This window comes from Flavobacterium chungbukense (assembly GCF_020805785.1).
Classification (GTDB): Bacteria; Bacteroidota; Bacteroidia; order Flavobacteriales; family Flavobacteriaceae; genus Flavobacterium; species Flavobacterium chungbukense.
Genome location: NZ_JAJGZV010000009.1, coordinates 1 through 19,883, shown reverse-complemented (window position 1 = coordinate 19,883; position 19,883 = coordinate 1). Strand labels below are relative to the sequence as shown.

Sequence of the window (19,883 nt, the reverse complement as noted above, 5' to 3'; positions counted from 1 at the left end):
AGGCTTTCTATTTCTAAAAGTGTGGTCCCACCTGGGCTCGAACCAGGGACCACCTGATTATGAGTCAGGTGCTCTAACCAGCTGAGCTATAGGACCGGTTTAGAGGATGCAATATTACTACTATTTTTCATTCACTCCAAATATTTTAAGACATCATTTGTATTTAATTTTAAATCTTTCTTAGAATTTCAAAAACGAAATTGATTTTCAATGTCTTATTCAAAAACTAAAATGATTTTTTTTTATTTAATTTCCTGACAAAGTTCCACCAAAACGCCATTTGTGTTCTTCGGATGCAGAAAAACAACCAATTTATTGTCTGCTCCTTTCTTCGGAACTTCGTTTATAAGCACAAAACCTTCCTTTTTTAAACGAATAATTTCGGCTTCGATATCATCAACATCAAAAGCGATGTGATGAATTCCCTCTCCTTTTTTTTCTAAAAACTTCGCAATCGGACTTTCTGGATTTGTTGCCACCAAAAGTTCAATTTTATTGTTTCCAGTTTGAAAAAAAGAAGTCAAAACGCCTTCGCTTTCTACCGCTTCCATTTTATAAGAAGGAACGCCCAACATTTTTTCGAACAAAATATTGGCATCGTCCATATTTTTTACTGCAATTCCGATATGTTCTATTTTGTTTACCATTCTTTCAAATTTATTGGTTTGCATACGTATTAAAATAACCGCATTCTGCAATTACATCCTGATAATATTTGGTATCCGAATACTCTTTTCTTAAAATTTTGAAAGAGTTCCAGGCAATAAAATTAACTTTATCATCTTGAATTTCCCAATAGCTGTTTATAGCACTGTACTTTTTATTATAATACTCGTTGCGTTCGCATTTCGAGATCAGATATAAACATTTTGCTTTTTGTTCTTTATTCGAAGCCGCTTCAAATGCTTTTTGATAATACATTTTAGAAACCGAATTATTGGTAATCATTTCTTTCATGGCATCTCTGAACGAATACGGACTTGAACCGTAACCTACAATATTAATTTCGTAGAAAGTTCTTCCGTTTCCGAAATGAGAAATATTATAAAATGCATTTCCTAACAAAAGACTATTGGTATAAACATCTTCTTTTTTAATCAATTTATCTTGCATTTCTTTTATCGTGGTCAAGAAATCCATGTAAGTATATTTTCTTTTTTGATACGCAGCGTGATCGCAATCGTGACAATCTTTGATGCTTCCATTAAACGGATTTCCCAAAAATTTATAATATTGAACCGAATCTGCTTGTTTCAAAAATTCGATTGCTTCTGGAATTTTATTTTTAAAAGTCGCCTGAACCGCTTGAAAGTTATTAATATCTTTCAGTTTCAAACTATAAATTCCGGCACCAATTTTCTCAATTTCAGATTTATTCGTTTTCTCCAAAAAGCTTTTTATTGCCAATAAATCCTTTTCATTGTCATAATACGAATTTCCGTCGTTCCAATAACTGTAACGCGATTCACCAAAAATCTCACCCAAAACCAAATTTCCTTTTTCTTTGTATAAGTTTGATAAATAACTTCTGCTCCATGAAGAAGCATTTTGATAACGAAATTCTTGTCCTTTATAATTTTTAGGAAGTTCGTAATACAACCAATTCAAATCGGCTAGAATTGTTTTCTCATTTTTATCTGTCAGTTTATCAATCTTGCTTAAATTATTTACAAAGCGCAATAAACGAAGCTGCATTCCTGCTAATTCTGTTTTTGGAAGTGTTTTTTCTGCTTTATTAAAATTCTTATCCGCATTGGCATAATCGCCTTTTAGGGTTTGAAGATATCCAATTGCCATATCCCATAAATAAGGTTTTTCGGTATTTCCTGTTGCAGAAATTTTAGCAATTAAATCGATCGCACTATTATCAATTTTAGCTTTATTTTCGTTTTTATTTTCTGCAACGGTTTGTGGTTTTGGCTTTTGATTTTCGCCTCCGCTCTGCTGAAACGAATTGTTCATTTTCTGTTCCAAAGCATTTACCAATCGAGTTGCCAGATAATTTAGATGTTCACTTTTTGGATCTAATTGATAGATTTTTTCAATGGCCTGTTTTTCGTCTTTGTAATATCCGTGAATAGCCCAAAGCGCCGCTTTTTCTTTATTATTTTTTGCCATTGCCAAAGCCTTAGTCCAATCTGATTCGTTTTTTGGACGAAAACTATAAGCCGTTACAACTCGTAGTTCTGGGCATTTATCAAAAACTTGAGCGTACAAATAATTAGAAACCGCGAATTTCTTTTGTTTATGATTGATTCCTGCGACATACGACAAGGCACGATAATATAAAGTGTTTTTTGGAACAGAACTTTCTGTTTTATTAAAAAAATCAATGGCTTTTTGTTTGTCATTGCTATAAAAACGCGCTTTCATAGTCAGAAACCAATATCTGTTTTTCAAAAACGGATCAGATAAAGTATTATACACGTTTTCAATAGACTGAATCATTTTAGCATCATTGAAAGTTTTAGCCACAACGGGATCATAACTCCAATAATCTTCGCCAATAGAAACGGTTTCTATTTTTTGTGCCAAGTACAAAAACTCAATAAAATTCTTAATTTTCTCCTCTTTCAAATTGAGCTTTTTACCCCATTTTTGAGAACTTTTATTTTCTTTTTTTGTTTTATAAAAAACATGAAGATCTGTTATTTCTTCTTTGTTTTTTATCTTGTCTTTCTCATCAGAATAATATCTTGGCCTATCGTCTCCAATCAAGAAATAATTGACGGTTGCAGTATCTGCTTTTCCTTTTAGATAATCGGCCCAATCCGATTTTATGTTTTCATTAAAACGAGAATTATGCTGCGTATCAAATCCAATTCCGTAAAAAATGCCTCCCGATAAAAACAAAGGAGAATAGGATTTGTCGGCAAAAGTTTCTGGAGTAAAATTAGAATTATAACCAAAAAAATCCCAGTCGTCTCCTCCCGCGCAGGCGTATATTATTCCGTATGCAGAAAGCAAAACGGCACTAGAAACAAGAAATAATTTGCTTAAAAGTATTTTTTTCATAATTATTTAAATTGAATTCGTCTAAATCGTAAAATATAATTTCCTTTGGCTTTTCTACAAGATTCTCTTCCAAATCTTCTGCCATTTCTTTCAAATCTTTTGCTTTAATTTCTTCTATTTTCAGCAAATCATTTTCTTCATAAAAAACTCCATTTTTATAATTGGATTGTTTTACTCTAAAAAAAATCGGACTTGTTTTTTCAAAATTCGGATCTTTTTCTAAAGCCGAACTATTTATTTTGGAACGAAGTCCAATCACTTTATTGTTTCGAATATGAATTGCCCACGAATAAATTGGAAAAGCAAAATCAAGATGAAGCGGATATCTCTTTAAACTTTTAAGGTATTTTGCCGCCACTTTTTGATCGTAAATCGAATTGAGAGAATCTGACGCAATAGATCCCATGTTGTAATACATTAAAACGCCAGAATCGACATTTGGAATTTTGGTTTTCTTGAAATATTTCACCTGATGAAGCCGAATCGTCGCTGAAAGTTTTTTAGTAGAAAGCTTCTTGAAAACTGCAATAAATTTCAAGTAATTATCTTTGCTTTCTAAACTCCAATCGCAGTCAATTTGAATTTCCTGGCAACTTATTTTATTCTTGGAATTGATTTGCGCAATAAAATCAAAAGTTTTTTTTGCTAAATCATTTACATCAAGATGCTTCTGAAGCATCACTTTGTTCTGAATAAAAACAACGGGAACAATTTGATATTCTTTTGGATTTTCTTCAAACCGAATAGGACTAATCGGAATTGGATTTTTTGATTCTGGATGCAGTCCAATGTCAAAATATCTCAAATAAAGTTTGGTAACATTGTTTTGATCTAGAGTTTCTTTTTCTGTTTTTGAAAATTTGAATATCGTCTTCCAATAATAAAAGGAGATCATCGGTGTATCATTTTTACCGCAAGACAGCAGCAAAAAAAGGCATAAAATTGAAAAAAGACGTTTTAACAAAACTCAGAAAATTACATTTGAAACCAAAAGTAAGAAATTATGACTGTTTAAAATATTTCAAAATCATAAAAAATAGCAAAGAAACCTAAAAGTTCTAAATCCTAATAAATGCCCAAAAAATTTCAATTAAAGCAAATATAATCGTTATTTTGTGCAATCAAATTGAAAAAACCTTATGTTGAAAAACGCCTTAAAATATATTTCATTCGTTATTCTGATATCCATGATAAGCTGCGCCAAAAGAGGCAGCATTACTGGCGGTTTAAAAGATACTTTAGCTCCTATTTTGGTATCTAGTTTTCCTGAAAATTACAGCACTAACTTCAAAGGAAATACGATTACTTTAAATTTTGATGAATATATCAAGCTTAAAAACCTGAACAAACAGCTGATTATTTCTCCGCCGATGAAGCACGAACCGCTTATTTCGCCAACATCGGTTAGTAAATTTATTAAAATCGATATTAAAGATACTTTACAGCCTAATACTACTTACAGTTTTAATTTTGGGCAAGCTATTACAGATAATAATGAAGGAAATGCAATAAATCAGTTTAAGTATGTTTTTTCAACTGGTCCGTATATAGACTCTTTAAAATTGAGCGGCCGAATTAAAGATGCAAAAGATAAATATGTAGATAATTTTGTTTCTGTAATGCTGTATGAAGTAAATGACAAGTTTAAAGATTCTACTATTTACAAAGATTTTCCGCGTTATATTACCAACACTTTAGATAGTTTGAGAACTTTTCAGTTTGAGAATTTAAAAGAAGGCAAATATCTTTTGGTTGCCTTGAAAGATAAAGGCGGTAATAATAAATTTAATCCGAAAGATGATAAAATCGGTTTTTTAAAACATTATATCAACATTCCAACTGATACGGTTTACGAAATAGAATTATTTAAAGAAGTATTGCCTTTAAAAGTTTTTAAGCCAATTCAGGCATCTGGAAACAGATTATTACTTCCGTATGAAGGAAAACAGGATTTTAAAAATGCTAAACCAAAAATTGTTCTTAAAAATGGGAATGAAGTTTTGGAAACTATAGTAACGCAATTTCCGAAAAAGGATTCGCTTCAGGTTTGGTTTAAACCTCTAAAAGCCGATTCTTTATCTATGCAGGTATCAAAAGACAACTACGACAAAAAGTTTTCTTTCAAAATTAAAAACATGAAAAAAGACACCTTAAATGTTAAGGCTGTACAAAATGGTATCATTAACTTTAGAGAGCGTTTTACTCTGGAAACAGAAACTCCTTTAGTGAAATTTGATAAATCTAAAATTGCATTAGTCAACAAAGACTCTACAGCAGTCGATTTTACAACAGAATATGATGAATTTGAACAAAAATTATATATTGATTTCAAAAAAGATCCTGTAGAAAAATATAATTTCACTTTCTTGCCAGGCGCTTTAACTGACTTTTATGAAAAAACAAATGATACTTTATCATTCAAGTTAACCACAAAAGAATTAGAAGATTATGGTAATTTGGTATTGAATTTCAAAAATGCCAAACGTTTTCCGATTATTGTGGAAATAACCAATAAAAAAGGAGACGAAGTTCTTGCCAGCGGATATTCTGAAGGTGAAACTAAAATGACATTCAATCTCTTAGTTCCCACAGAATTTACGATTCGTGTTATTTATGATGATAATAAAAATAAGGTTTACGATACCGGAAACTTCTTAAAGAAAACCTATTCTGAGGAAGTGTTTTATTATCAAAAGGGCGTTGATGTCCGGTCTAATTGGGATGTAGACGAGAGTATTGATCTTAGCATACCGTTTAACCCAGAAGTCGAGAAAAAACAAGACGACAAAAAGAAAAAAGAAGCCGAAAAGAAACGGAAAGCGTTCTAGATTTTAATTTCGAAATTATCTCGATCTCCTAGAAAATTGAGTTTTCTACGAGTTTCCAACATTATATTTTTATCCAATTCAGCCACAAAAACACCTGTTGTTTCTTGTGGCTTTATTATATAATTTCCCCAAAAATCAATTATTTGAGAATGTCCGTTATGTTCAAAATCATTATCATCAAAACCAATTCTATTCACGGCCGCAACATAACTCAAGTTTTCTATGGCACGAGCATTTAGCAAAGTATCCCAAGCGCTTGTTCGAACTTTTGGCCAATTGGCTACATATAAAAGAAGATCATAATTTTCGACATTTCTTGAAAAAACTGGAAATCGCAAATCATAGCAAATCTGAAGACAGATTTTCCAATCCAGATAATCCACAATTACTTTTTGAGTTCCAGGCGTATAAAACTGATCTTCTCCTGCTAAAGAAAAGAGATGGCGCTTATCATAATATTGAAAATCTCCTGATGGAAATACGAAAAGCATTCGGTTGTAAAAGTTTCCGTTTTCTGAAATAATTATACTTCCTGTTATCGCAGCATTTTTTTGTTCTGCTTTCAATTTCATCCATTCAAGAGTTTCTCCCTGCATCGTTTCTGCGACGTCTGAAGCATTCATGGTAAATCCTGTAGAAAACATTTCTGGAAGTACAATTAAATTTACTTCCGAATCGATTTCATTAATTTTTGAGTCGAAATTTTCTCTGTTTTTAGAAGCATCTTCCCAAAAAAGATCTGTTTGGATTAAAGCAATTTTCATCTTTTTAATTTTTCTATAAAGGTAGAAAACATCGATGTATTCTCGATTTAGAACCTTACAATTTTAACATTGTAGTTGCAAAAAAAACGCAGTTTTTGCAAAAAAAATGCGAAGTGTAAAAATATTTTATATATTTGAAATTACAACCACAATTATAACTAACTAAAATACAACCACAAACCATGAGCATTCTCATACTCACTGCGTGCATTATTTTCTTAATTCTACAGATTGCCTGGTTTAAAATTAATCCGTTTATAGCATTTATAATCACATCGCTATTGGCCGCACTTTTTCTAGGATTACCGATAGAAAACATTTCGCCAGTTTTGCAAAAAGGTCTTGGAGAAATGCTTGGTTCCATAACTTTAATTATTGTTTTTGGAACTTGTATTGGAAAACTTGCGGTTTCTTCGGGAGCAGCAAAAGTCATTGCCAAAACGGTGATGAACTGGACAGGAAAAAAATATGTTCGTCTGGGACTAATGATTACCGGATTTATAATCGGAATTCCGCTTTTTTACAGCGTTGGTTTTGTGCTTTTGGTTCCGCTGATTTTCTCTGTCGCGCATCAATTTAAATTGTCGAAAGTATATTTAGGAATTCCGATGCTGGCTTCACTTTCTGTGGCGCACGGTTTTCTGCCGCCGCATCCTTCGCCAATGGCGTTAAGCAGTATATTAAAAGCAGATATTGGTTTGGTTTTAATTTATGGAATTATAATCGCTATTCCGACCATTTTAATTGCGGGTTTGTGGTTTTCAACACGTTTTAAAAACATCAAAACCGAATCGGATCACGAAATTTTAAATGTCGAAGAAATAAAGAACGAAGGCAAACTTCCTAGTTTTGGCATAAGTTTATTCTCCGCCTTATTTCCAGTTTTCGGATTAACGATTACTTCTTTGCTTCCGTTAATTTCAGACAATCAAAAACTAGCTGCCATCTGTAAAATTATCGGCGATCCAAGTATCATTATGCTTTTATCATTACTTCTTTGCACGTATACATTAGGAATTAGAATGAACAGAAGCATGTCATCTGTCATGGACGATTATACACAGGCGATAAAAGATGTTGCTCTAATTGTTTTAATTGTGGGAGGGGCTGGCTGTCTAAAGGAAGTAATGATTGTCAGCGGTGTAAACGAAACGATTGTTGCGACTTTAAATCAGATAAACATCCATCCTTTTTTATTGGCTTGGATGATGGCGGCAATTATCCGCGTTTGTGTGGGTTCTGCAACAGCGGCAGGATTAATGACTGCGAGTGTTTTATTACCTTTACTACAATCAAACGATCTCGACCCTAATCTCTTTGTACTTTCTGTTGGCGCTGGAAGTCTAATGTGTTCGCACGTTAACGATCCGAGTTTCTGGATGTTCAAAGAATACTTCAATATTAGTCTAAAAGACACTTTTAAATCCTGGACGGTAATGGAATCGCTGGTTTCTGTTCTAGGAATTGTATTTATATTTATTTTAAACGCTTTAATACATTAAAATCATGAGTTTAAATCCGCAAGAAAAATTCGAAAGTCTAGGCTTGTCACTACCTCCTGCTCCACAGCCTTTAGGAATTTACAAACCGTACTTAGTAGACGGCAAATACTTATACCTTTCAGGACATGGCCCTGTACAAGATGACAAATCTTTAATCATCGGACGCATTGGAGAAGATATAGATATCGAAGCAGGAAAATTGGCAGCAAGACAAGTCGGACTGACAATGCTTTCTACCATTGTAACCAATTTTGGAAGCTTGAGTAAAGTAAAAAGAGTAATCAAAGTTTTAGGAATGGTAAACTGTACTTCAGATTTCTTAAAACATCCATATGTAATTAATGGCTGCAGTGAATTGTTCGCAGAAGTTTGGGGTCAAGAAAACGGAATTGGCGTAAGAAGTGCAGTTGGATTTGGATCTCTTCCTGATAATATTCCTGTCGAAGTTGAAGCGCTTTTTGAATTATATTAATTCTTTTTTAAACACATAGTAACATAGATTTTTGATGCTGGTTAAAGGCGTTTCACTTATTTTAACAAACATAGACTATGTGTAAATGATTTGTCATTTATTTCAATATTTCTAAATCAAGAAAATAAAAAACTATGTCTCTATGTGTTTAAAAAATTATGTTCAAAATAATTACAATTAGCTAAAAACCAAGAATCATGCAAAAGAACTGGTGGGAAATAAATTCTGAAACTCTTATCGATACTCCGTTTTTAGCAGTTTACGAAGATCGAGTACGACAAAATATCGAAAAGTTGATTTCTTATGTAAAAGGTGACACGCAGAGATTGCGTCCGCATATTAAGACGCATAAAAATGCCGAAATTTTAGAGCTTTTTAAAATTTATAATATCAAAAAAATAAAATGCGCTACAATTGCTGAAGCTGAATTAGCTGCCAATCAAAATATAGAAGACATTCTTTTAGCTTATCAACCTGTTGGATTAAAAGTCGAAAGATGGATTTCATTAATTAAAAAATTTCCTGAAATCCAATTTTCAACTATTATTGATAATGAAAAAACGGCTTTTGATTTAAATGAAATTGCCAAAAGAAACAATCTTGTTTTGTCTGTTTATTTGGATTTAAATACCGGAATGAATCGAACTGGTTTTTCGATTTCAGAAAATTGGACAGGGCTAATTGATGCTATTTTACAATTAAAAAACATTCAATTTGAAGGAATCCATATTTATGACGGTCATATAAAAGGAAGTATTGAAGAAAGAAATGTAGAAGCTTCTAAGTCTTTTGAGCAAATTATAAATAAAGCAGAAAACTTTAAAATTGTTGCGGGCGGATCGAATACTTTTCCATTTTACGCATCGCAGGAAAATGTAGAATGCAGTCCCGGAACTTTTGTATTTTGGGATTCGAATTATCAAAACAATTTGCCTGAACAAGATTTTAAACCCGCATTAACTATCGTTGGAACTGTAATTTCTAAACCAACAAAAAACACAATCTGTGTAGATATTGGTTATAAAGCCGTTTCATCTGAAAATCCGATTGATAAAAGATTGGTTATTTTAAATGATGAAAATTTGATTCCAACTGCACATTCTGAAGAACATTTGATTTTAGAAAATAAAGGCACGAACGAATATGAAATCGGTGCTATTATTTATGCAGAACCTTATCATGTTTGTCCGACTGTTGCCTTATATGATAATCTTCAGGCAGTAAACAAAAAACAGCAAATTTATGCGCAATGGCCAGTTGGTGCGCGAGGCCGAAAAAATACTATTTAAACTTTAAAACCTATGTTTATACTAGATGCCCACTTAGATCTCAGCATGAATGCAATGGAATGGAATCGAGATCTGAGAAACGATGTTCCGACTTTACGAAACTTAGAAAAAAGAATGACCGACAAACCCGACCGCGAACGAGCTACGGTTTCTTTTCCTGATCTTCGACGCGGCAATGTCGGAATTGTAGTCGCGACTCAAATTGCACGATTTGTAAAACCCGACAGTATCATTCCGGGATGGAATTCGCCAGAACAAGCTTGGGCACAAACGCAAGGACAACTTTCGTGGTACAAAAGCATGGAAGAAGCTGGAGAAATGACGCAGATTACAGATAAAAAATCACTTCTAAAACATTATGATTTATGGAATAATGGAACTCCAAACGACAAAAAACCAATCGGATATATTTTAAGTTTGGAAGGAGCTGATTCAATTGTAAATATTTCTTATTTAGAAAAAGCTTATAATTACGGATTAAGAGCTATTGGCCCGGCACATTACGGCCCAGGAAGATATGCAAACGGAACCGATGCAACTGGAAAAATGAATCAGAACGGAATTGATTTATTAAAAGAAATGGAGCGTTTGAATATTATTCTCGATGCAACCCATTTATGTGATGATGCTTTTTGGCAGGCTTTAGATCATTTTAATGGTGCGGTTTGGGCAAGTCACAACAATTGCAGAGCTTTAGTTAATCACAATCGTCAATATAGCGACGAGATGATTAAAGCTTTAGTTTCTAGAGGCGCAGTTATTGGCGGCGCTTTAGACGCTTGGATGATGGTTCCGAATTGGGAAAGAGGAATTTCAGATCCTAAAAAAATGAATTGCAGTTTAGAAACCGCTTTTAAACATATGGATCAAATTTGCCAACTTGCCGGAAATGCCAATCATATCGGAATTGGTTCTGATTTGGATGGCGCTTTTGGAACAGAACAATGTCCATATGATTTAGATACGATCGCCGATTTGCAAAAGTTAGTTCTGATATTTAAAAATCATGGTTATGATGATGAAGATTTAAAAAAGATATTTCATCAAAATTGGATTGATTTTCTAATCAAACATTGGGATTAAATCACATTCACATTCGGAAAGTTTTCTTTGTATGATTTTAGTTTGACACTATTTGGTTCTTCTTCGGTAATCACATAATTTATCTCAGACAAACTAGCGATTTTCATTTTAAGAACGGTGTTTAATTTCTCCGTAATGGTTAAAACCGCTGTTTTTTTAGAAGCCTGAATCATTGCTTTTTTAACCTGAACCGTTTCCCAATCAGAATCAGAATAACCGCCGTCAATATCAAGAGCATTTGTTCCAAGAACCAAAAGATCTGCTTTTATGTTGGCCAATTGATGAAAAGCTTCACCGCTCACACACATCTGACTGTACGACGAAATGCTGCCGCCAATCATGATGGTTTTGATATTTGGTTTATCTAAAAGCTGAACCGCCGTTAAAGCGGTAATCGTAAAAACAGTTAAATTAAGATCGTTTGGAATTAATCGGATGAACTCACGAATAGTTGTTCCTCCGTCAACAATTAAAACCATTCCGTCATGAAGAAGGCCGACTGCTTTTTGGGCAATAACTTGTTTGGCTTCGACAGCATAAGTCTGGTTTGACGAAGAATAGTGATACCCTTTGGTCATGGCACCGCCTTTTACTTTAATCAAAAGTAAATCAGCGTCGAGTTCATTAATATCACGGCGAACAGTATCTTCGGAAACACCAAGTTTAGCCGAAAGAGTTTCAAAACTTACACGCGTGTGCAAATTGATCTCTTTTAGAATATGATTTTTACGTTCTTCTTTACTGTAATTTAAAACTTCATTTTCAGTGCTCATGCCGATTGTTTTTTTCTAATTACAAAAATAAACATTTCAGCAAATAATTCATCCAAACTAAAAGTCGTATTGACAATAAAAATTTTCAATAAATTAGTTTAAAAGCATTTTTAATGTTTTTAAAACTGTTTTTAATAAAAATCTAAAGTTTTTCTCCTATGAAAAAATTCCTTTTTTTATTTTTTGCTCTTTCTTTTTTAAGTGGAAAAGCACAAAACTCCCAACAAAATATTTCTATTATCCCCGCTCCAAATTTTTATAAATTGATTGGAGACAGCATTCGGATAAATGGAAAAGTACAGATTAATTTTAAAAATAAAAATTATAGTGAAAAGGAATTAAAATCGGCTAAAATTTTAGAATCAATATTGAATGCGAAAGCCAATTCGAAAAAATCGAATCTTAAAATCGAATTTGATTCAAGCAAAAATCTTTCGTCCAAAGAAGGATATAGAATTGAAATTACTTTGAATAAAATTACAATTATTGGTCAAGAAGAAGGACTTTTTTATGCCGTTCAATCTTTATTGCAGCTTCTTCCGAACAAAATTTACACTGAAATAAAATTGCCATGCTTAATTATTGAAGATCAACCGCGATATTCTTACCGAGGCTTACATTTAGACGTCTGCCGTCATTTCTTCTCTGTTACTGTTATAAAAAATTTTATTGCACAAATGTCCAGCTATAAATTAAATAATTTTCATTGGCATTTAACCGACGATCAAGGTTGGAGAATTGAGATAAAAAAATATCCAAAATTGACGGAAGTAGGTTCGAAAAGAGCACAGACTTTAGTCGGAAACAAATTTGAAAGATCGCCATTTTTTTTCGATGGAAATCCATACGGAGGATTTTATACTCAGGAAGAAATTAAGGAAGTGGTAAAATTTGCCGAAGATAATTATGTGAATGTTATTCCAGAAATCGAAATGCCAGGACATGCTTCTGCAGCAGTTGCAGCTTATCCAAATTTGGCTTGTTTTCCAGATCGAAATTACAAAGTAATAGAATCATGGGGAGTTTTTGAAGATGTTTTTTGTGCGGGAAAAGACGAAACTTTTACTTTTTTAGAAGATGTTTTGACAGAAGTTATGGCGCTATTCCCAAGTAAAAATATTCATATTGGCGGAGACGAATGTCCGAAAACCAGATGGAAAGCTTGTCCGAATTGTCAAAAACGAATCAAAGAGCTAGGCTTGAAAGACGAGCATGAACTGCAAAGTTATTTCATTAAAAGAATAGAAAAATTCCTGAATGCAAATGGAAGGCAGATTTTTGGCTGGGATGAAATTCTCGAAGGCGGATTGGCACCAAATGCGGCTGTTATGTCTTGGCGCGGAGAATCAGGCGGAATTCACGCAGCAAAACTGAAACATCCTGTTGTTATGACGCCAGAGGGAACAGTTTATTTTGATTACAATCAAGGTTACTCGCCAAATGAACCGCTAACAGTTGGAAGATTAAGCTCTTTAGAAAAAGTATACCATTACAATCCAACTCCTGTTGACAGTTTAAGTGCCGAAGAACAAAAATATATTATCGGAGTTCAAGCCAATCTTTGGTCAGAATATTTAACGAGTCCAGCAAAATTGAATTATATGCTTTATCCGAGAATTTTCGCTTTGGGAGAAATTGCCTGGACCGAAACCCCTAATAAAAATTACAATCATTTTATTCAAAATCAACTTCCATATCATTTAGAAAAATTAGAATTACAAAATCGATTGTATAAAGTTCCAACGCCTTTTGGTGCTGATGAAACGGCATTAATTGCATCAAAATATATTTTAAATCTAAAACCAACCATCAAAAATGGAAAGATATTTTATACTATTGACGGCTATAATCCTGATGAAACAGCAAACTTGTACCAAAATCCAGTAACGATAAATATTCCGAAAGGAGAATATAGAATCATCAAAACAATTCAAATCAGCAAAAGCGGTAAAAGAAGTTCTATCAATAAAATCATTGTGAGAAATCCAGATTTGAAATCAGCTTTAACCATTCAGCAAAAGAAAAATGGTTTGAAATATGAGTATTTTACAGGAACGTTTAAACAAGTTCAGGATTTAGAACTTTCAAAACCTATTAATTCTGGCATTTTAGAAGGTAAAATCAGTGCCGAAAAATGGAAAACGAAATTAGAGCGTTATATTGGTTTAAAATTTAGCGGATATATCTTTATTCCAGAAACAGGAAATTATACTTTTTCAACCCTTTCAGACGACGGATCGAAGCTTTTTATCGATAATGAATTAATTGTAGATAATGACAATATTCATTGGATGAATGAAGCTTACGGCGCAGTTAAATTGGAAAAGGGATTTCATAAAATCAACATCAGTTATTTTGATATGACTGGAGGAACAACTTTAAATTGTTTTATACAGCAGGAAGGAAAGGAAAAGCAAGAAATAAGCGCTTCGCAATTGTATTACGAATAGAATACAAAAAGAAATTGTATGAAAAGGACATCTCTCTTAATGGGATAGAATATTATACAATATCATCCAATTCGCAAAACCCCAGCGGGGTAAAATATTTATAGAATTTCAATAGGACACATAGAAAAAGCTCCAGCGGAGCGACATATATTGAAAATTGTAAAAAAATATGTCGCTCCGCTTAAGCTTTATATTATAACATCTTTTTCTTAGCTATAAATATTTCGCTTCTCCAAAGCTTACAAAAAAAGGAGCTATCCTTTTGAGAAAGCTCCTTGATTTTATATAAAAAAGATAAATTATCCTTTCAAACTTGCTGCTAAATACTCACGGTTCATACGTGCAATATTTTCAAGTGAAATTCCTTTTGGACATTCGATTTCACAAGCTCCTGTATTTGTACAGTTTCCGAAACCTTCTAAATCCATTTGGTGAACCATATTCAATACACGATCCGTTGCTTCCACTTTACCTTGTGGCAATAATGCATATTGAGAAACTTTTGCAGAAACAAATAACATTGCTGAAGAGTTTTTACAAGTTGCAACACAAGCTCCACAACCAATACAAGCTGCAGCATCAAATGATTTGTCTGCATCGTCTTTTGGAACAGGAATAGTATTCGCGTCGATTGTATTTCCTGAAGTGTTTACAGATATAAATCCTCCAGCGTGCTGGATTCTATCAAAAGAACTTCTGTCAACAACTAAATCTTTAATTACTGGAAAAGCTTTTGCTCTAAATGGCTCAATAAAAATTGTATCGCCATCTTTAAACATACGCATGTGTAACTGACAAGTGGTAACTCCTCTGTCTGGTCCGTGCGCTTCACCGTTGATGAATAAAGAACACATTCCGCAGATTCCTTCACGACAATCGTGATCAAATGCTACTGGCTCTTCTCCTTTGTTGATTAAACCTTCGTTAAGAACGTCTAACATTTCAAGGAAAGACATATCTGGTTCGATTCCATCGATAGGATATTCTACAATCCCTCCTTTATCTTGAGCGTTTTTTTGACGCCATATTTTTAATGTAAGTTTCATACCTTTTTAGTTTGAAAGTCATAAAGTCGAAAGTCGAAAGTCGCTTGGCACATTTTGCCTTTTGACTTTAAGACTTTGGGCTTTCGACCAAATTCTTATTTATAGCTACGCTGTACTAATTTAATGTTTTCGTAATTAAGAGGTTCTTTGTGTAATACTGCATCACTCGGTTTCCCTTTGTATTCCCAAGCTGCAACGTATGCAAAGTTTTCATCGTCACGAAGTGCTTCTCCTTCTTCTGTTTGGTATTCCTCACGGAAGTGACCACCACAAGATTCGTTACGGTGTAAAGCATCTTTTGCGAACAATTCTCCTAACTCTAAGAAATCGGCAACACGAGTCGCTTTTTCTAATTCCTGATTAAATTCGAAAGCGCTTCCAGGAACTTTTACATCTTTATAAAACTCTTCACGTAAAGCAGCAATTTCTTCGATAGCCTCAGTTAAACCTTGAGCATTACGAGCCATACCTACTTTATCCCACATGATTTTTCCTAATTTTTTGTGGAAATAATCTACAGAATGTTTACCGTTGTTGTTTATAAATTTATTGATTTGATCTACAACCGCTTTTTCAGCTTCAACGAATTCTGGTAAGTCTGTAGAAATTTCTCCCATTTTAATATCTGGAGCTAAATAATCTCCAATAGTATATGGCAATACGAAATATCCATCAGCTAAACCTTGCATTAAAGCAGAAGCTCCAAGTCTGTTTGCTCCGTGATCAGAGAAATTAGATTCCCCAATTGAGAAACATCCAGGAATTGTAGTCATCAAGTTATAATCAACCCAAGTTCCACCCATTGTGTAGTGAACCGCTGGATAAATCATCATTGGTGTTGTATAAGGATCTTCGTCAACAATTTTGTAATACATTTGGAATAAGTTTCCGTATTTACTTTTCACGATAGCAGCTCCCAGTTTAGTTACCAAAGCAGCATCTTTATCATCTAAACCTTTTACATAAGCATCTTCAGTTCCGTAACGTTTAATTGCCGCTGCGAAATCCAAGTAAACTGCTTCACCCGTTTTATTAACTCCAAAACCAGCATCACATCTTTCTTTAGCCGCACGAGACGCAACGTCACGAGGAACTAAGTTACCAAATGCTGGGTATCTTCTTTCTAAGAAATAATCTCTTTGATCTTCAGATAGATCAGTTGCTTTTTTCTTTCCTTCACGGATAGCTTTTGCATCTTCCAAGTTTTTTGGAACCCAAATACGACCGTCATTACGTAAAGATTCAGACATCAAAGTCAATTTTGACTGGTGATCTCCTGAAACCGGAATACATGTTGGGTGAATTTGTGTGTAACAAGGATTTGCGAAAAACGCTCCTTTTTTATGAATTTTCCAAGCTGCTGTTGCGTTACTTCCCATAGCATTTGTCGAAAGGAAAAATACGTTTCCATATCCTCCAGAACCAATCACTACCGCGTGAGCAGAATGTCTTTCTATTTTTCCTGTGATTAAGTCACGAGCGATAATACCTCTCGCTTTTCCGTTCACGATTACAATGTCAAGCATTTCGTGACGGTTGTACATTTTAATTTTACCACGACCAATTTGACGGTTCATTGCAGAATAAGCTCCTAACAATAATTGCTGTCCAGTTTGTCCTTGTGCATAAAATGTACGAGAAACCAAAGTTCCTCCAAATGAACGGTTATCTAAAAGTCCTCCATATTCACGAGCCAATGGCACCCCTTGAGCCACACATTGGTCAATAATATTTGCAGAAACTTCAGCCAAACGGTGAACGTTTGCCTCACGTGCACGGTAATCTCCTCCTTTTACAGTATCGTAGAACAATCTGTAAACAGAGTCACCGTCACCTTTATAGTTTTTTGCTGCGTTGATACCCCCTTGTGCTGCAATAGAGTGTGCACGACGTGGAGAATCTTGGAAGCAAAATGCTTTTACGTTATATCCTAACTCAGCCAAGGTAGCCGCAGCCGAACCTCCAGCTAAACCTGTACCAACTACAATAATATCTAAATTACGTTTGTTAGCAGGGTTTACTAAATTAATATGATCTTTATAATTTGTCCATTTGTCCGCTATAGGACCATTTGGAATTTTTGAATCTAATGCCATTATAATTGATATTAATTATTGAAATGATGAAATAAAGCGATAATTACGAAAAGAGCTGGAACTACAACTGCAAATCCATAACCTACTTTTGCTAAAAATCTTGAATATTTGTTGTGCATCCCTACAGATTGAAGAGAAGATGCGAACCCGTGCCATAAGTGGAATCCTAAAAGGATAAAAGACACACAGTATAAAGCTGTACGGATTGGGTCGTGAAATTTGTGAACTAACTCACCATAATATCTTGTAGCATCTGGCGCTGTACCTGCTATGTATTTGTAGCTAACTTCAGGAAACCAGAAATCATAAAAGTGCAATCCTAAGAAAGCCAAAATAACCAGTCCAGAAATAATCATATTTCTAGAACTCCAAGAAGCGTTTGCAGCTCCGTTGTATTTAGCGTATGCAATTGGTCTTGCTGCGCTGTTTTGTGCCGTAAGTACAAATCCCATTACGAAATGGAAAATTACTCCAAATGCCAAAACTGGTTGCATTACATACTGAATCAGCGGATTGTATCCCATAAAGTGAGAAGCTTCATTGAAAACATCTTCACTAAGAATAGAAATAAAATTTAAGGAAACATGCAGCGCTAAAAACGTGATTAAGAATATTCCCGAAAGAGCCATAGCCACTTTCTTTAAGATGGAAGCATTCAACTGTGCAGATTGTGCCATAAGTGTTTAAGTAGTTTGTTTTAAAAAATTAAGCAAAAATAACTCAATTACAAAAGAACTACAACCATTTCGCTGTTATTTATAATGATTTTAAAATAGCTCACTTCTAAGTATTTTTACGTACAAAAATCAAATTCATTAAAAATAATTCATTATAAAATTTTCACAAACCTACTTTTTAAGCCTTGAAATCAAAACTTCAATAAAAGTAGATCAGGAAAATTTTATCATATTGTTATTTTATTCAAAGATTTGATTTGTTTTCTTCAAAAGTGTTACTGCATATAAATTTTGTCTAAGTAAAAAATTGTCATTCCGCAACATAGTTTTACCTTTAGCGGCTCAAAAAAATAAGAATGAAAACAGGAATTGATGCTATTTCTTTTGACGTAGCAAACATACATTTACCCATAAAAACTTTGGCTGTTGCCAGAAATATTGAACCAGAAAAATTAGAAAAAGGTCTTGGCTTACTAAAAATGACTTTTCCAGACGTTCATCAAGACGCTGTTGTTTTTGGAGCAAATGCTTTAACCAAACTTATCATTGACAATAAAATAGACTTAAAAGAAATCAGCCGAATTTATGTTGGTACCGAAAGCGGCATTGACAGTTCTAAACCAATTGCTTCTTACTTAATTAGTTTAATGGAGCAGAAATTTGGCGAAGATTCTTTAGCAGAATGTGATGTTGTCGATTTTACTTTTGCTTGTATTGGCGGAGTTGACGCGATGCAAAACTGTCTTGATTTCGTAAAATTAAATCCAACTAAAAAAGCAATTGTTGTAACTTCTGATTTTGCAAAATACGATTTAAACTCTGGCGGAGAATACACGCAAGGAGCTGGAGCTGTAGCCATGTTAATTACGGCAGATCCAAAAATTATTGCTTTTGATAACCATTGGGCAACAAGCACGAAAGGTGTTTTCGACTTCTTTAAACCATGCAGAACCATTTCTAAAGAAGAAATTACAAAAAATGCCAACAACGATTCTTGGTTTGACAATTTAGAAGCTGAAATCGAAATCCACAAAGACCAACCAGTTTTTGACGGACAATATTCGAATCAATGTTATATGGATCGTACGCGTAATGCTTACTTTTCATTAAAAAAATTAAAAAATACTACCGAAACTTTATATAACACTTGGCACAGTATCGTGATGCATTTACCTTATTCTTTTCAAGGTAGAAGAATGTTGTCTGAAATTTACGCTTTAGACAGTGCTGAAAAAATTATTGCCGATGATATTACCCCTGCAGATTATCAAACAAAAATTAAAGAAGTAGCAAAATCTGACGATTACAAAAGTTTTGTTACCGAGAAATTACAACCTGCTGAATTGGCTTCTTCATTAATCGGAAACCTTTATACAGGTTCTATTTTCATGGGATTGTTATCGACTTTGGCTCATTTTTATGATACAAATAAAGACGTTGCTGGAAATAAATTCGGTTTTTTAGCGTACGGAAGCGGATCCAAATCAAAAGTTTTTGAAGGAACGATTCAACCAGAATGGAAATCTGCTTTAGAAAACGTGAAGCTTTTTGAAAATTTAGCCGAAAGTCTAGAAATTGATTTCAATACTTATGAAAGTCTTCATAAAAAAGAACAAAAACAAAGTGTTAGAACTCCTAAAAACGAATGGGTTCTTGACCGAATTGAAAAAGAGATTCCTGTTTTGATTGGTGCGAGATATTATAAATGGGTTGATTAAATTTTAATAAAGAAATTCCAAATTCCAATAAAAAAACCGAAGCTTGATAGACTGCACCCAAAAGTTTGGACGAATTTATAATTAAATTTGATAATAATGAGCTCGATATTTTATCGGGCTCATTCCTTTTAAATTAAGTTTTATTCTTTCATTATTATAGTATTCTATAT

At 33.6% G+C, this 19,883-nt stretch carries 16 protein-coding genes and 1 tRNA gene; 7 read left to right on the top strand and 10 right to left on the bottom strand.

Annotation, left to right across the window (positions count from 1 at the left end):
- Positions 1–22: 22 nt before the first annotated feature.
- From LL966_RS19700 to LL966_RS19685, 4 genes are all read right to left on the bottom strand, one after another.
- Positions 23–96 (bottom strand) — tRNA-Ile (locus LL966_RS19700).
- Between the two features lie 146 nt (positions 97–242).
- Positions 243–647 carry a methylmalonyl-CoA epimerase gene (mce, locus tag LL966_RS19695; protein ID WP_229355598.1) on the bottom strand — a complete coding sequence of 135 codons (405 nt, stop codon included), beginning with the start codon at positions 645–647 and terminating at the stop codon, positions 243–245.
- Between the two features lie 10 nt (positions 648–657).
- Positions 658–3,015, bottom strand: coding sequence for a hypothetical protein (locus LL966_RS19690; protein ID WP_229355596.1), 2,358 nt, complete (start codon positions 3,013–3,015; stop codon positions 658–660).
- Positions 2,975–3,910, bottom strand: a complete 936-nt coding sequence (locus LL966_RS19685; protein WP_229355594.1) for a hypothetical protein — start codon at positions 3,908–3,910, stop codon at positions 2,975–2,977. The genes LL966_RS19690 and LL966_RS19685 overlap by 41 nt, the downstream gene beginning before the upstream one ends.
- Positions 3,911–4,154: 244 nt before the next feature.
- Between LL966_RS19685 and LL966_RS19680 the strand changes: the two genes are divergently transcribed.
- The gene (locus LL966_RS19680) at positions 4,155–5,843 is read left to right on the top strand and encodes an Ig-like domain-containing protein (RefSeq protein ID WP_229355592.1); all 1,689 of its coding nucleotides are present in this window, start codon (positions 4,155–4,157) and stop codon (positions 5,841–5,843) included.
- On the opposite strand, the gene LL966_RS19675 is transcribed toward LL966_RS19680, so the two are convergent.
- Positions 5,840–6,607, bottom strand: a complete 768-nt coding sequence (locus LL966_RS19675) for an amidohydrolase (RefSeq protein ID WP_229355590.1) — start codon at positions 6,605–6,607, stop codon at positions 5,840–5,842. The two genes, LL966_RS19680 and LL966_RS19675, sit on opposite strands and share 4 nt — an antisense overlap.
- A gap of 182 nt (positions 6,608–6,789) precedes the next feature.
- Between LL966_RS19675 and LL966_RS19670 the strand changes: the two genes are divergently transcribed.
- The 4 genes from LL966_RS19670 to LL966_RS19655 all read left to right on the top strand — a co-directional run bounded on the left by LL966_RS19670 (position 6,790) and on the right by LL966_RS19655 (position 10,953).
- Positions 6,790–8,109, top strand: a complete 1,320-nt coding sequence (locus LL966_RS19670; RefSeq protein ID WP_229355588.1) for a GntP family permease — start codon at positions 6,790–6,792, stop codon at positions 8,107–8,109.
- A gap of 4 nt (positions 8,110–8,113) precedes the next feature.
- The gene (locus LL966_RS19665; protein ID WP_229355587.1) at positions 8,114–8,581 is read left to right on the top strand and encodes a RidA family protein; all 468 of its coding nucleotides are present in this window, start codon (positions 8,114–8,116) and stop codon (positions 8,579–8,581) included.
- 197 nt (positions 8,582–8,778) lie between these two features.
- On the top strand, positions 8,779–9,870 hold the full coding sequence (locus LL966_RS19660; protein WP_229355586.1) for a D-TA family PLP-dependent enzyme: 1,092 nt from the start codon (positions 8,779–8,781) through the stop codon (positions 9,868–9,870).
- A gap of 12 nt (positions 9,871–9,882) precedes the next feature.
- Positions 9,883–10,953, top strand: a complete 1,071-nt coding sequence (locus LL966_RS19655; RefSeq protein WP_229355585.1) for a dipeptidase — start codon at positions 9,883–9,885, stop codon at positions 10,951–10,953.
- Here LL966_RS19655 and LL966_RS19650 read toward each other — a convergent pair.
- On the bottom strand, positions 10,950–11,726 hold the full coding sequence (locus tag LL966_RS19650) for a DeoR/GlpR family DNA-binding transcription regulator (protein WP_229355584.1): 777 nt from the start codon (positions 11,724–11,726) through the stop codon (positions 10,950–10,952). The genes LL966_RS19655 and LL966_RS19650 overlap by 4 nt on opposite strands.
- 158 nt (positions 11,727–11,884) lie before the next feature.
- On the opposite strand from LL966_RS19650, the gene LL966_RS19645 reads away from it, so the two are divergent.
- Positions 11,885–14,176: a family 20 glycosylhydrolase gene (locus LL966_RS19645; protein WP_229355582.1), complete on the top strand. Its 2,292-nt coding sequence runs from the start codon at positions 11,885–11,887 to the stop codon at positions 14,174–14,176.
- Positions 14,177–14,475: 299 nt separating this feature from the next.
- On the opposite strand, the gene LL966_RS19640 is transcribed toward LL966_RS19645, so the two are convergent.
- From LL966_RS19640 to LL966_RS19630, 3 genes are all read right to left on the bottom strand, one after another.
- Complete coding sequence (locus tag LL966_RS19640) at positions 14,476–15,222, bottom strand: succinate dehydrogenase/fumarate reductase iron-sulfur subunit (RefSeq protein ID WP_111287192.1); 747 nt, start codon at positions 15,220–15,222, stop codon at positions 14,476–14,478.
- A gap of 95 nt (positions 15,223–15,317) precedes the next feature.
- Positions 15,318–17,318 carry a fumarate reductase/succinate dehydrogenase flavoprotein subunit gene (locus LL966_RS19635; protein WP_229355579.1) on the bottom strand — a complete coding sequence of 667 codons (2,001 nt, stop codon included), beginning with the start codon at positions 17,316–17,318 and terminating at the stop codon, positions 15,318–15,320.
- 11 nt (positions 17,319–17,329) lie between these two features.
- Positions 17,330–17,995 carry a succinate dehydrogenase cytochrome b subunit gene (locus LL966_RS19630; RefSeq protein WP_229355577.1) on the bottom strand — a complete coding sequence of 222 codons (666 nt, stop codon included), beginning with the start codon at positions 17,993–17,995 and terminating at the stop codon, positions 17,330–17,332.
- Between the two features lie 356 nt (positions 17,996–18,351).
- Between LL966_RS19630 and LL966_RS19625 the strand changes: the two genes are divergently transcribed.
- Entirely contained in the window at positions 18,352–19,713 is a 1,362-nt protein-coding gene (locus LL966_RS19625; protein ID WP_229355576.1) for a hydroxymethylglutaryl-CoA synthase family protein, read from the top strand.
- An 81-nt stretch (positions 19,714–19,794) separates the two neighbouring features.
- On the opposite strand, the gene LL966_RS22905 is transcribed toward LL966_RS19625, so the two are convergent.
- Positions 19,795–19,881: an IS3 family transposase gene (locus LL966_RS22905; RefSeq protein WP_394799461.1), complete on the bottom strand. Its 87-nt coding sequence runs from the start codon at positions 19,879–19,881 to the stop codon at positions 19,795–19,797.
- Between the last annotated feature and the right edge of the window lie 2 nt (positions 19,882–19,883).